Origin of the sequence: Micromonospora sp. NPDC050187 (assembly GCF_044459745.1) — a bacterium.
Classification (GTDB): Bacteria; Actinomycetota; Actinomycetes; order Mycobacteriales; family Micromonosporaceae; genus Micromonospora.
Window position 1 is genome coordinate 81,343 of sequence record NZ_JBITJH010000003.1, and the last position, 12,969, is coordinate 94,311.

Annotated in this window: 13 protein-coding genes; 11 read left to right on the top strand and 2 right to left on the bottom strand. The window is 70.5% G+C overall.

Going from position 1 to position 12,969, the window contains the following annotated elements; translation table 11 throughout:
- Positions 1–31 precede the first annotated feature (31 nt).
- The 10 genes from ACIBJE_RS06215 (at position 32) to ACIBJE_RS06260 (ending at position 9,200) form a co-directional block, all read left to right on the top strand.
- On the top strand, positions 32–370 hold the full coding sequence (locus ACIBJE_RS06215) for a hypothetical protein (RefSeq protein ID WP_396743711.1): 339 nt from the start codon (positions 32–34) through the stop codon (positions 368–370).
- Positions 370–1,245: an ABC transporter permease gene (locus ACIBJE_RS06220; RefSeq protein ID WP_396743714.1), complete on the top strand. Its 876-nt coding sequence runs from the start codon at positions 370–372 to the stop codon at positions 1,243–1,245. The genes ACIBJE_RS06215 and ACIBJE_RS06220 overlap by 1 nt, the downstream gene beginning before the upstream one ends.
- Before the next feature lie 86 nt (positions 1,246–1,331).
- A complete protein-coding gene (locus ACIBJE_RS06225) occupies positions 1,332–1,796 on the top strand; it encodes a Pycsar system effector family protein (protein WP_396743717.1) in 465 nt (154 codons plus the stop codon).
- 149 nt (positions 1,797–1,945) lie between these two features.
- Positions 1,946–2,326 (top strand): hypothetical protein, encoded by a 381-nt coding sequence (locus tag ACIBJE_RS06230; RefSeq protein WP_396743720.1) that lies wholly within the window; start codon positions 1,946–1,948, stop codon positions 2,324–2,326.
- Entirely contained in the window at positions 2,323–4,281 is a 1,959-nt protein-coding gene (locus tag ACIBJE_RS06235; RefSeq protein WP_396743723.1) for a conjugal transfer protein TraB, read from the top strand. Before ACIBJE_RS06230 ends, ACIBJE_RS06235 begins: the two co-directional genes overlap by 4 nt.
- A 122-nt stretch (positions 4,282–4,403) precedes the next feature.
- On the top strand, positions 4,404–4,643 hold the full coding sequence (locus ACIBJE_RS06240; RefSeq protein ID WP_396743725.1) for a hypothetical protein: 240 nt from the start codon (positions 4,404–4,406) through the stop codon (positions 4,641–4,643).
- A gap of 282 nt (positions 4,644–4,925) precedes the next feature.
- Positions 4,926–5,828 (top strand): bifunctional DNA primase/polymerase, encoded by a 903-nt coding sequence (locus ACIBJE_RS06245; RefSeq protein WP_396743728.1) that lies wholly within the window; start codon positions 4,926–4,928, stop codon positions 5,826–5,828.
- Entirely contained in the window at positions 5,825–6,592 is a 768-nt protein-coding gene (locus tag ACIBJE_RS06250; protein WP_396743731.1) for a DUF6884 domain-containing protein, read from the top strand. The genes ACIBJE_RS06245 and ACIBJE_RS06250 overlap by 4 nt, the downstream gene beginning before the upstream one ends.
- Positions 6,589–7,968, top strand: a complete 1,380-nt coding sequence (locus ACIBJE_RS06255) for a DUF3631 domain-containing protein (protein ID WP_396743734.1) — start codon at positions 6,589–6,591, stop codon at positions 7,966–7,968. The genes ACIBJE_RS06250 and ACIBJE_RS06255 overlap by 4 nt, the downstream gene beginning before the upstream one ends.
- 1,046 nt (positions 7,969–9,014) lie before the next feature.
- Positions 9,015–9,200 carry a hypothetical protein gene (locus tag ACIBJE_RS06260; protein ID WP_396743737.1) on the top strand — a complete coding sequence of 62 codons (186 nt, stop codon included), beginning with the start codon at positions 9,015–9,017 and terminating at the stop codon, positions 9,198–9,200.
- Between the two features lie 197 nt (positions 9,201–9,397).
- On the opposite strand, the gene ACIBJE_RS06265 is transcribed toward ACIBJE_RS06260, so the two are convergent.
- Both ACIBJE_RS06265 and ACIBJE_RS06270 read right to left on the bottom strand, forming a co-directional pair.
- Positions 9,398–9,784: a hypothetical protein gene (locus tag ACIBJE_RS06265; RefSeq protein ID WP_396743740.1), complete on the bottom strand. Its 387-nt coding sequence runs from the start codon at positions 9,782–9,784 to the stop codon at positions 9,398–9,400.
- Positions 9,785–9,789: 5 nt separating this feature from the next.
- Complete coding sequence (locus ACIBJE_RS06270) at positions 9,790–10,029, bottom strand: hypothetical protein (RefSeq protein WP_396743743.1); 240 nt, start codon at positions 10,027–10,029, stop codon at positions 9,790–9,792.
- A gap of 795 nt (positions 10,030–10,824) precedes the next feature.
- Here ACIBJE_RS06270 and ACIBJE_RS06275 point away from each other — a divergent pair.
- Positions 10,825–12,903: a helicase-associated domain-containing protein gene (locus ACIBJE_RS06275; RefSeq protein ID WP_396743746.1), complete on the top strand. Its 2,079-nt coding sequence runs from the start codon at positions 10,825–10,827 to the stop codon at positions 12,901–12,903.
- Positions 12,904–12,969: the final 66 nt, after the last annotated feature.

The window sequence follows — 12,969 nt, forward strand, 5'->3', positions numbered from 1 at the left end:
AGCCCGCCCCGAGGATGAAGGAGACCCTGCGATGACCGACCGCAGAAGCTACCGCGCGGTGATGGCTGAACTGCTGCTGCTCGCTGCCCCGATCGCTATCCGTGTGCACAGCGACGGCAGTTCCATGGCCTTCACGTTCGCCACGGTCGCGGAACTGCGTGCCTGGCTCGACGCCGCTGGCCTGAACGCCCCGGATCTGCTCGCCGCCGAGCGTGAGCGCACCGACCACGAGGGTCGCCCTGTCCGGTCGACGAACGCCTACCCGACGTGGCACGGCTGGGAGATCTACGCCGATGCCGTCGAGCCGGTCGACGTGCCGCCGCTGGACCCGGCGACGGTGACCGCGCTGACCGGTCTGGCGGTGGCCTGATGACCGCTCCCACGATCAACGGCACCCGTTACCCGCAGCCGGTGGAAGACCTGCTGCCCGCTGCCCGCAAGCTCACCCACGAACTCGGTGGCCTGCCGTCGCGGAACCGGCTGATGAAGCGGTTCCGGATCGGGTCGGAGAAGGCCAACGAGCTGCTGACCCTGCTGCGTGAGGAACGCGACCAGCAGGCCCGGTCGGACCGGATGCATGCCGCCCTGGTGGTCCGGGGCAGTCTCGCCGACCGCCCGACGCTGTTCCCGGTCGACCCCGCCCCGACCGTCGGCACCCCCGAGGCGGACTTGGCCACCGTCGACCGGACCGAGCAGACCGCACCGGACCCGATCCCTATCCCGGAACCCGTTCTGCCGATGGTGGCCGTCGCGCCGTCCGAGCCGTCCGAGCAGGCCACGCCGGTCGAAAGCCCGGACACGAAGATCGATCCCGGCCGGTCCCGGCGGGCGGTGGTGTGGCCCGTGATCCTGCTCGCCCTACCGGCGTTCGTCGCGATCTGGGGTGGCTGGGTCGGGCTGGGGAAGCTGACCGGGTTCGGGAAGGTGAACCTGCTTCCGGGGATCGGGTCCGGGTGGGTCATCGACACCGCCATCACCCTCCCCATCGGCGTCGAGACGTACGGCGCGTTCGCCCTCTACGTGTGGCTGTCCGGCCGGGTACCCGCACGGGCGGCCCGGTTCGCGAAGTGGTCCGCCCTCGGCTCCCTCGGCATCGGCGCGCTCGGACAGGTCGCCTACCACCTGCTCATCGCCGCCGGGATCACCGTCGCCCCGTGGTGGATCACCACCCTCGTCGCCTGCCTGCCGGTGGCCGTGCTCGGCATGGGCGCGGCGCTGGCTCACCTGATGCACGCCGACCAGTAGCTCTGCCCGGCGGCACGGCCCCTCGGCCTGGAAACCGTGCCGTGCCGCCGGCCCTCAACCCACCTCTAGGGAAGGCGAGACCTCTGATGGTGCCAGACACCCCGTTCCTCACCACCGAACTGACCACCGTACGCGCCGAACTCGTCCGCGTGGACGCGAAAGCCTCGACCCTGCTCACCATCGCCGGCACCGCGCTCACGGTCGGCCTAGCCGTGCTCGCCCGAGCCGGCCTGCCCGCCCCTGCCCTGGCCGTCGGCGCAGTGACCGTCGCCATGATCGGCGTCGCGGTCGGCTTGCTGGCCTACGCGGTTCGGCCGTCGCTCGGCGGCAGTCACGGCCTGGTCCGCTACGCCACCGCTCTGCCCGGTGACCTGATGACCGAAGCGGCCATGCCGGCCCTCGACCTGGCCGCGTACCGGGCGCACGAACTGGTGTGGCTGTCCGCCGCCACCCTCGCCAAGTACCGGCGGGTCCGTACGGCGGTCGACCTGCTCCTTGCCGGGCTGGTCGGCACCGCCGCCACCGCCGGACTCGCCCTGGCTCTCGGCTGACCGGTCTCCCGGCCGTGCCCCTCGACCCGCTTTCCGGGTCGATGGGTGCGGGGGCCGACCGGCCCACCGTCCCCCTTGTTCGCGCCGGGCGCGGCCTTCGCCTCGACAACGATCCGCGCCCGGCCCTCCCCTGAAGGAGAACCATCAGCATGGCAGGCATCAACGACCAGCGGGGCATCTTCACCGGTGCCGACGCCCTCACCGACAACGTCGCTCTCTCGCACTGGTTCAACGAGACCCGCCGCATTCTGCACGCCGCCGCCCTGGAACTCGGTGTCACCGCCTCCGAACTCGACGCCCGACTTCGCGCCGTGTCCGGTGGGGTGGTCATCGGCGGGCTCACCGGCCGGGCGCGTGCCCGCCAGGTCGCCAAGCCCATCACCCACGCCTCCGACGCCCTCGTGGTCGCGTCGCAGTACATCGTGACCGCGTCGACCCGCTTTGAAGCCGTCTACCTCCCCGAACTCGAAGCGGTCGGCCACCGGCCGCGTAAGACCGACTTCCGGTTCACCGATGGGGGTGGCCGATGAAGCGGCCCCGCCCGTCCCGGATGCCCCGCAACGGCGGCCTGTCGTCGATGTCCTACAGCGTCGACCTCCGCTCGGCCGCCCTGCCCTACCTCGTCTGCCCGGCCGGGTGCGCGCTCGCCTGGCCGGCTGCCGCCGCGTCGCACCACTGGTGGGGCACTAACCCGTGGGCCGCCGCCGGCATCACCGCCGCCGGAGGTGGCTTGACCGCCCTCACCTGGGCGGCTGGTCGCGCCCGTGGGGTGATCCGGCAGCGGGTGTCGACGCTGCTGACCGCGACCGGGTCGGCGTGGGCGCTCGGCGCGACCATCGGCGCACCCTGGGAGCGGCCGTGGCTGGACCTGTGGGCCGGTGGCACCGCCGCCGCCTCCGTCGCGGTGGCGGTGATGCGGTTGATGGCCAAGGCCAACCCCGACGAGCAGGCCACCGCCGGGGGTGGGCTCGCCGAGGCCGTCGCCGCGTTGCGGGACGCGCGGATCGGTCGGCCGAAGGTCGACGGGGCGAAGGTCAAGGCCACCATCACCATGCCGCCCGGCGAAACGCTGTCGGAGGTGGAGGGCTCCCGCGAATCGATTGCCTCGGCGCTCGACGTCGCGCCGTCGGCGGTGCGGGTGCACCGCGACCCCGACAGCGTCCGCACCGGCCGGATCGAGGTGGTGCCGGTCGACCAGCTCCGCGACACCATCGAGTGGGCAGGCCCCTCCGCCCCCGGCCGGTCCGTCGGGGACGCCCCGTTGCGGTTCGGGGTCGCCGAGGACGGGGAGAAGGTCGCGCTGTGGTTGACCGGGCGGCCCGGTGTCCGCCCCGCCACCCACGTCCGCGCGACCGGCATGACCGGCTCCGGCAAGACCGAATGGGCCCTGGTCGTGATGACCGACTACCTGACCCGCTCGGATGGGGCGCTGGTGGTGGTCGACACCGTCAAGCGTGACCAGACGGTGAAGCCGGTCAAGGACGGGCTTGCCCTGCTGGTCACCGAGGATGAGCACGCTGAGGCGTTCTTCGACGTCCTCGCCGAGAAGGTCATCCCCGCCCGCACGGAAGCCCTCGGCAAAGAGGACCTGACGGAGTGGATGCCGGGCTGTTCGCTGTCGCACCTGATGGTGTGGGTGGAGGAATCCGCCGCCTGGTCCGGTCACCCCGCCCTGGTGCAGGTCGCCGAACGCGCCCGGTCGGCCGGCATCAGCTTGGTCCTGTCCCAGCAGCGGTGGACGCACGACCGGGCTCCGACGTCCCTGCGGTCGCAGTTCGCCACGAACGTCTGTTTCGGCATCGACAGCCGCGATGACCCGTCGTTGGCGCTCTCCGGCGAGACGGTCGACGCCGGGGCGGCACCGGAGTCCTGGGGCAGCACCAAGCCGGGTTACCTGTACATCGAGTCGCCCGGCATCCCCACCGGACGGTGGCCCATCCCCTGCCGGTCGGAACTCGCCCAACGGTCGGACCTGGCCGCCGCCGTCACCGGCTGGGCACAGGTGCGACAGCAGCTCGACCCCGTCACGGCCAAGGCCCTGGCCCCCGTCATGCCCACCGACACCGTCAAGCCCTCACCCGGCCACCGACCCACCCCGGCACCGGCACCGGCCGCCGAGGGCGACGCAGAGCAGGAGGTCCCCGCCATGGCTACCCGCCCCGGCGTCAACCCCACCGACCCGCCCGACGACGTCGACCCCTCGAAGGAACTCGACACCACCCCGACGCCGCGCCGCTTCTCCCTCGCCCTGCCCAAGCCGACCACCCCCGAACAGGCCCGTCAGATCCTCCGGGACCACATCATCGCGCTCGCCGAGCAGGGACAGACCGAGGTCCGACCGGCCGACCTGGGTGACGTGCTCGCCGCGACCGGCTACACCGCCAAGTGGCTTTCCAAGGCCCTCGCCGAACTCACCGCCGGTAACCAACCGCTGCTGATGGCCGTCAACCGCAACGGCCGCTACCGCATCCTGCGCACCGCCTGACGCAGCCCCGTCGGGGCCGTGGAATCCACGTGGAATCCACACCGATTCCACGGCCCCTCACCTAGACAAACCCGCCGTGGAATCCACGGCCACCCGACCCTGCCCCGAAACGGAGCCAACCCGTGAACACCGCCACCGCCGCCCTGCTCGCCCTCGCCCTTGGCACCATCCTCGGCGTCACCCTCGGTGTACCGCTCGGCCGTCGCGTCGAGCGGGTCGCCTGGCACGCCGACGCCGCCCTCACCCGCGCCCGCGTCACCGGCTGGCTCTTGCGCGACCTCGGCGGACTCGCCGGCACCGCCGCCCTGGTGCTCGCCGTCGCCGGCTTCGTCGTGTGGGCGCTGATGACCCACCGCCGCTGACCAGAAGAGCAGAGCGGCGCGCTTCGCGCGCTCACCACCTGGTGGCCGGACGTCGCACGGCGCTGGCCACCCACCGCCACACCGGGAAGGAGCGACTAGCCGATGACTCCGCCTGGCACCTGGTGCGGGCACTGGATCGGCGTTGACCGGCGCTACTGCCACCACCCCGATCGTGTCCGCCGCTACATCCAAGGCCCCCGCTGCCCCGACCACACCCCGGCCGCGCTCGCCGGCCGACCCGAACCCAACCCGCTTCCCATCCACGCACCGGACAGGAGCCCAATGCCCGACCCGTCACCGCTGCTCGCCGCCGCCCTCGGCTACACCACCCACGGGTGGCCGGTGTTCATGCTCGCCCGGTCGAAACGACCCGTCGCCAACTGCCCGCCCTGCGCCGATGCCGACCCCGGCCACGACCGGGAAGCATGCCCCTGCCTGACCTGTCACGGCTTCTACGCCGCGACCACCGACCCCGACCGGATCGCCGCCATCCTCGACGCCGTCCCCACCGGGCAGCTCGCCCTTCGGACCGGTGCCGCGTCCGGCACGGTCGTGGTCGACGTCGACCCCGCCCACGGCGGACGGGACACCATGAATGACCTGATCGGCCGTGGTCTGCTCCCGCCCACCGCGTACGTGGCGACCGGCTCGGGTGGCCTGCACCTGTACTACCGGCACCCCGGCGGCATGGTGCAGTGCAGCCAGGGCAAACCGGGGCAGGGGTTGGGGCCGGGTATCGATGTGAAGGCCGATGGCGGGTACGTCGTGCTCCCGCCGTCGGTGCACCCGCGCACCGGCCGCCCCTACCGGTGGGCATCGGGCCGGGTAATGCAGGAGATGCCCCCCGCGCTGGTCGATGCCTGCCGACCAGCCGTGCCGGCACCGACCCCGGCCACGGCCACGGCACACGTGCCGACCAGCACCCGCCCGGCGGGGGGCATCTCCCATCCGGACCGGCTACTCGCCGCACACCTGCACGCCGTCGCCGACGCTCCGGAAGGCAGCCGCCGCACCACCCTCTACGGCGCGGCACGGGGCGTGGCCCGCATGGTCGCCGCCGAGGCGATCAGCCGCGACGACGCGGTAGCCGCCCTCACCGCAGCCGGCCGTCGGGCGGAGCAGACCGACCGGGACATCCGGGCCGCCATCCGAGGCGGGTTCCGCGCGGAAGGACTCGCTGCATGAGTCGGGCCGGCGACAACCGCAGTTGTCGCCCCGCGCCCCAGCTCCACGCGGTAACCGGTCACCTGGCCGCCGCCGCCACCGCCGTGGAAACCGCCGCGACGCCGTCCGCCGCCCTGGCCGCGCTCGCCGACCTGGAAGCGGCGTGCCGTGAGGCACGCGAGTGGCTCGCTGTCGACCTGGTCCTCATCGACGGCTGGTCCTACGCCGACGTCGGCAGGGCGTTGGGCATCAGCCGGCAAGCAGCCAGCAAGGCATACGCCGACCCGGTCAACGCCCGGATGCGCCGGACCGTCATGGGCCGCGACGACCGGGTGGTCATCGTGCCCTGCGGCACCGCCAAACTCACCCGCTCGACACCCGCCGGGCGGATGTACACGGGCAGCTACCACCAGGCATGCCGCCGCGCCGCCGCCCGCCTCGGTGGGCAGCTGGTCATTCTGTCCGCCCGCTACGGGTTCCTCGACCCGGACACCGTCATCGAGCCGTACGACCTGCGGATGGGCCAACCCGGCGCGGTCACCGTACCGACCCTGCGCGCGCAAGCCCGCCGCATGGGCATCGACACCGCCGGCACCGTGACCGTGCTTGCCGGCCGCGACTACGCCGACCCCGCCACCGCCGTCTGGCCCCACGCCGCCCGACCGCTGGACGGCACGCGCGGGATGCCCGAGCAGATGGCCCGTCTCGCGCAGCTGGCGCGCGCGCCGACAACCCCCGTTGACACACACCACCAACCCGCCCGGTTCAGAGGAGTAGCCGCATGACCCGACACGACGACAACCCGAGCTGCCGCCCGACGGACCAGCTCGGCGACGGCGCGGCGATCCTCGACGCCCTGCACGCCTGCCTCACCAAGTACGTCATCCTGCCCTCACCCGAGGCCGTCGACGCGGTGGCGCTGTGGATCGCCGCCACCCACGCACAAGCCGCGTGGGCACACGCGCCCCGGCTCGTGATCCGGGCGCCCGAGAAGCGGTGCGGGAAGTCCCGCCTGCTCGACGTGGTGGAAGGCTGCTGCCACGACCCGCTGATCACCGTCAACGCCTCACCGGCCGCCGTGTACCGGGCCATCGGCACCGGCCACCCGCCGACGCTGCTGGTCGACGAAGCCGACACCATCTTCGGCGGCAAGAACGCCGACGCCAACGAAGACCTACGCGGCCTGCTCAACGCCGGACACCAACGCAACCGACCCGCCATCCGTTGGGACGCCGGCAGCCAGAAGCTGGAGAAGATTCCCACGTTCGCCATGGCCGCACTCGCCGGTATCGGCGCGATGCCCGACACCATCGAGGATCGCGCCGTGGTCATCCGGATGCGCCGCCGCGCACCGGGGGAGACCGTGGCCCCGTACCGGCACCGCCGCGACGGCCCCGCCCTGCGCGCCGTCGCGCAGCAACTTGCCGGATGGCTCGGCGCGAACCTCGCCACTCTCGAAGCCGCGGAACCGCCCATGCCCGTAGAGGACCGGGCCGCCGACACTTGGGAACCCCTCGTGGCTGTCGCCGACCTGGCCGGGGGAACCTGGCCGGCACGCGCCCGGCACGCCGTCACGATCCTCACCGCCGAAGCCGACGAGTCGGCGAACGTGTCGACCCGCATCCGGCTGCTCGCCGACATCCGCGCCGCGTTCACTGCCCTTGGTGACCCGCCCGCCGTCGCCACCACCCAACTCCTCAAGGTGCTCAACGACGACGACGAAGCACCGTGGGCCGGCTTCGGCCCCGCTGGGCTCACCGGCAAGAAGCTCGGCGACCTGCTCCGAGAGTTCGGGATCACCTCCGGCAACGTCCGGTTTCCCGTCGGCCAGGCCAAGGGCTACACCCGAGAGGCCTTCACCGACGCCTGGACCCGCTACTGCCCACCCGCCCCAGCACCCCCTAACGTCCCAAGCGTCCCATCCTCGTTTCCGCAGCTCAGCCCCGGGACGGATTGCACCCTCGGGACGGATCAAACCGTCCCGGCCACCCGCACCGACACCGGCCGTGGGACGGATCTAAGCGTCCCAGCACCTCAATGCGTCCCGGCCCTGAGCAGGCAAAACGAGCTTGGGACGGATGGGACGGGTACCCCAGAGGCGTTCTTCTCGGGTGATCCGCTGATGGGACCGCCGGGTGTACAGCACGTGGGTCACTTCTAGGTACACCGGACCGCTAGAAATCTCCGACACCATGCGGGAGACTTTCTAGCGGTCCGTGTAACCTCATCCATGTCATCATGGATGAAGTGGGTTGCATCTGACTGTGCAAGACGAAGGGCCCCCGCCATGGATTGCCGCCCCGACGGAGGCCGTTCGCGCGTTACAAGCGGGCTCACCTGACCGGTTGGTCAGGTGAGTTTGCTGGTGATCACGACCGCAGCACTAGCGATCGTGGCCAGCTGAGCAGCCCCCTGGAGCACCAGGAGTGCTGCTCTCCCCATCTTCCGGCGCCGGGTTGGCTCAGCCGATGGGGTGGGGGTAGCCACGCCGGTGGGCGTAACCGGTTCCCCAGGGTGCACGCACATAGTTCACCTCCTCGTTTGATCGACGGGCCGAAAGGCGATCGCCTCCCGAGCTCGATGGTGGCGATCGGCCATCGATGCATCGACCACGAGGTGGTTTCGGATGTGCAAGGAATACTGTAGACCACCGACGAGGCATGGCCGCTCCGCCGACCCCGGAGCGCGAAGCGCTGGACGGTCCCTCCGGGCTTCTCCCCGAACTCCCTGGTGTGAGTGAACGATCGGAACGCCGAGTCTTCGTGGTGCGGCGCGTGGTGCGAACTACGGTCAACCAGCGTTGGTCAAGCGGCCAGGGTCCTGCCGGATGCCACCAGAGTTACAGGTAGGGGCGTCCGTCCTGACCATGGACGCCACTCATAATCCCTCGGTCGCGGGTTCGAGCCCCGCCCGCCCCACTCCACTCCGCCGCTGAGCTGCGAGAACGCCGAGCGGAGATCATTGGGCACAACCAGGGCACAACTCAGCTCCGAGCCTGGCATGCGGGAGCTTCCCGCCGCTGGCTGCCTGCCTTCCGCAGAAGGTCACCGACCAGGCCGCGCGGCCGGTCCTTCTTCGGCAGCGAGTGAACGTGGGGTTTCCAACGTGATCCGCAGGTTGGCGTGCCTCAGCGCCTTCTGCACCCCCTGAGGCTCCACGCCGCTGCTCCTCAACGTCGCGCCAATCTCGGAGACTCCAACGGGGCGAGTGCAGCGCTCGACCCGGCAGGCCATCGAGATGTGGGAGAGCGAGACGCCCGAAGCCCGCTCACGTGATGACGGGGCACTGGCCCACGTCTACCAGGCGACCGCCCACCTTCAGCTCAACGAGCTTGATGCCACCCACCCGGCCCGGGTTCCCCTTCTCGCCTGGGCGGTGGTGACGGCGAGGTAGGCGTGGGCACACAGAACGAGCACCTCGCGCCCCTCAGCCTCGGCGAGGTCCGCCGTCTCATCGCACACCTGATCACCACCACCCCGCCCTTCGACCACGTACATCGATGGTCACGATGGCAACCGCCGACACCAGTACCGCGCCAAACGGGCCCACTACCAGCGACGACAGCGAATCCACCAACCACGGCTGGAGTGCTAACCGGCAATTGTCCAGATCACCAGTGCCGGCAAGGTTAGTAGGTAGGCGATGCCGCAGAACCGGAACGTTTTGTCCGTGGCGCGACCGGACAGTCCGCGACTGACGGTGAGCACCTGCAGTGGACTTGCTGATGTGTTGTCGCCGCCGTCTTCGAAAATCAACGCACACACCAGGAGCAGGACGTCGGCCGCGATGAGCAGGGGCCATGCAGACTGGGGCGCGGAGAATCCGGCGTAGATCAGCGGCCCCAGCACGATCGCGGGCACGATGCCGAGTGATATGGCGCTCACGATGGCCGCGATGATGGCGAACCAGCCGAAAGCTGTCAGTCGCAGAAGCACAGCCAGTCCGACGACCGCGATCTGAACCAGTCCCATTGACACCGCAGTCACCCTTCCGCGGACGCATCACGTACGGCGAGCTGGTCAAACCTCACCCGCACATTCTTCGGCGTGGCGTCCCCGCTGGTCTGTACCTTCAGAGTGGCTGTCGGGCTGGGAGTGTCCTCGACGATGACCACTTCCGTCGTACCGGCCGGCAGGTCGGCCGGCCATCCCGCATCGTCGGTCGGCTCACTGGTCAGTAGACGCGCGGCACGTCCGTTCAGGCCCGTGTCGGTGGCCCGCACTGGCCGCCACACCGTCAACGCTGGCCTCGTCGGCTGTTTGACGGGCGCACGCCGGTGAGGCGTGGCCGTGCTCGGCGGTGCTCAGTTACCGTCCGGTCGTCTGCAGCGCCCGGGCTGGTCACAACATTGCGGCCGTCCTGGCACGTCAACAGCGCGTAGAGCCGGTCATTGCGGCCATCGTTTGACATCACGCGGCCCACGTCGGCAGTAGATCGGGCACAACGTCCGCGAACTGGGCCAGCCGATCAGCACTGACCAGATCGGAATAGGTTGGAGGTCCCCATTTCTCAGCCAGTTGCGCTACTTCATCGTTCACCGTCGGTATGCCTTCCTCTCGTATCGCGGATCACTTGCGTGCCCCGACCGAAGCGCCGCAGCCCATTCGCCGCGGTCTGCGGCATCCCGCAGCACCCACTCTCCATCATCGCTGTGGAGGCGACAACGAGCATCCCGTCGACTGGCAGCGGCAGCGCGTAGGCGACCTCAGGTCGTTCCCCTAGGTGTACTGCCCGGGGACGTGGCCGCTGTGGCCGCGACGGCACGATACTCATTGGCTGCCGCCTCGGCGCTGCCAACTCGGGTAGACGTAGTACTAGCGGGTCACCGGCGATCGTGTCGGCGTGGTTCGCATGGTGGTACCTCCGGCCCACCGAAACGGATACCCAAACGGAGGGGCGAGGGGGACAGCCACACGCGCCACAAGCCTGATGGCGCTGTTGATCCACATCGTGTGGCACGGTTGCCGGCAGGCGTACCGGTCGTCTTCTGTCAGCGCGGGCGTCGTAGTTTGGCACGGTGCACTCCGTCGCGGCTTACCTTCGCACCCTGACCCAAGAACAGCTCACCAGTCTGGTCGCGGACCGTCGCGACGCGGCCATCGAGCCTGCGCCGACCACCGCCGACGAGCTCGCTGTCCGGCTGCTTCACCCGTCGTCGATGGCGGCCGCGTGTGCGTTGCTTACCCTGCCAGAGCTCCAGGTGTGCGAGGTCGCTGCGGCGCTGGGCGACGGGTGCACCCTTACCCGGCTGGCGACGCTGTTGGGCGTGCCGGAGGGCGATGCGGACCTGGTCGCGGCGCTGCGTCGGCTCACCGAGCTCGCTCTGATCTGGCCGTACGCCGACGGCTTCGCGGCAGCACATCTGAGCCCGTTGTGGCCGCACCCGCTGAACCTAGGACCCGGCGCCGCCGATCTGCTCGCCACCTGGAACATGAACAGGCTGCGCAAGCTGGCGAAGGTGTACGGCGTTTCCGTGACGGGCTGGGGCAAGGACACGTTGATCGTTGCGCTGGTCGGCTGGCTGGCGCGGCCGGAGAACGTGCGTCGGCTCGTGGCGCAGGCCCCCGCCGACGTTCGCGCCCGGCTCACCGCGCTCGCCTCGCGGCAGGCGCGTCCCTTCGATGGGCGAGGGATGACGTTCGGCTCGGCCGGGGTGGCGCTGCCGTGGGCCGCTGAACGTGGTCTCGTCGTCGGCTCGGCCTGGGGCGTCGAGGAGATGCCCCGCGAGGTGGCTCTCGCGCTACGAGAGGGCTACGTGGCTGCGTTCGATCCGCAGCCGCCGGCCGTGTCGATCATGCGGGTCGAGCCAGAGGGCGTAGAACGGGAGGCTGCGGCCGCTGCCTCGGAGACCCTCGCCGCAGTCGCCGCGATCGCCGCCACCATAAGCGGCGGCTCGGTGCCCCTGCTCAAGACGGGCGGTCTCGGTGTACGCGAGCTCCGTCGGATGGCTAAGTCGTCCGGCCAGGACGAGGATCGCACCCGCCTGACCATCGAACTGCTCGCCGCGGGCGGCCTCACCGAGGCCTCGGACACCGGTCTGGCCCTCTCGGGGGCCTATGACGCGTTCGCCGCAGCCGAACCCGCCGACCAACTGCTGGACATCGTCGAGACCTGGTTGGCGATGCCCGCGTGCCCGCTCGCCCCGGCCAACTCCACCGCGGTCTCCTCCCGTGCCCTCTACTGGGACAAGGACGAGGAGATGATTTTGACGGGCCTGCGCGCCCTGACCTTGCGCACTCTCGCCGACGTTCTACCCGAAGGTCACGCCACCGATGCCAGCATGCTCGCCGACCGGCTGGCCTGGCAGAGCCCTGTCCTGACCGACCAGGCAGACGAGGATCTGCAACGCTACGTCACCGGCATCTGGCGAGAAGCCCACCGGCTCGGTCTACTTGCTCACGGAACAGCGACCAGCCTCTGCCGTAGCCTGCTGAACTCTGACGCCGACGCGACCCATCGGCAAGCTCAGGCCATGCTGCCCCGCTCCTGCGGCATGGTCCTATTGCAGAACGACCTCACCGCGGTGGTGACCGGCACCCCGTCGGCCAACCTGTTGGCTCTGCTGGACGGCTCGGCCACGCCAGAGTCCCGCAGCGGCGCCTGGACATGGCGTTTCTCGCCGTCCAGCATTCGTGGCGCGCTCGACGCCGGAAAGACCCCGGCAGATCTGCTGGCCCGGATTACCGAGGTGGCCGACGGCGGCCTCGTGCCACAGACACTCACGTACCTGATCAAGGACGTAGCCCGCCGGTACGGCCGCGTGCAGGTGCGCCCAGCCGGCTGCTGCCTGTGCAGCGACGACGAGACCCTGCTCACCGAGCTGCTCAACACCCGCTCGCTGCAAGCCCTGCAGTTGGTCCAGCTTGCCCCGACCGTGCTCGCCAGTGCGAAAACACCGGCCGAAACCCTGGCCGCACTGCGTGCCGCCGGCCACGCCCCGGCCAGCCTCCACCTCGACGGCAGCCTAGCCCTCGAGATCCCGCAAGGACGCCGCGCCGATCCGTCACCCACCGGTCCGGATAGCGGTGATATGTTCCCGCTGCCGCGCTTGAGTGACCCGGTCGACGTCGCACGGACTCTGGTCGGTAACCGCTGACTCCCCTGCCACCCGACTATCTTGAGTAGTCCGAGTTCTGCAGTCGAGGGTCAGTTCTGGCCGGGA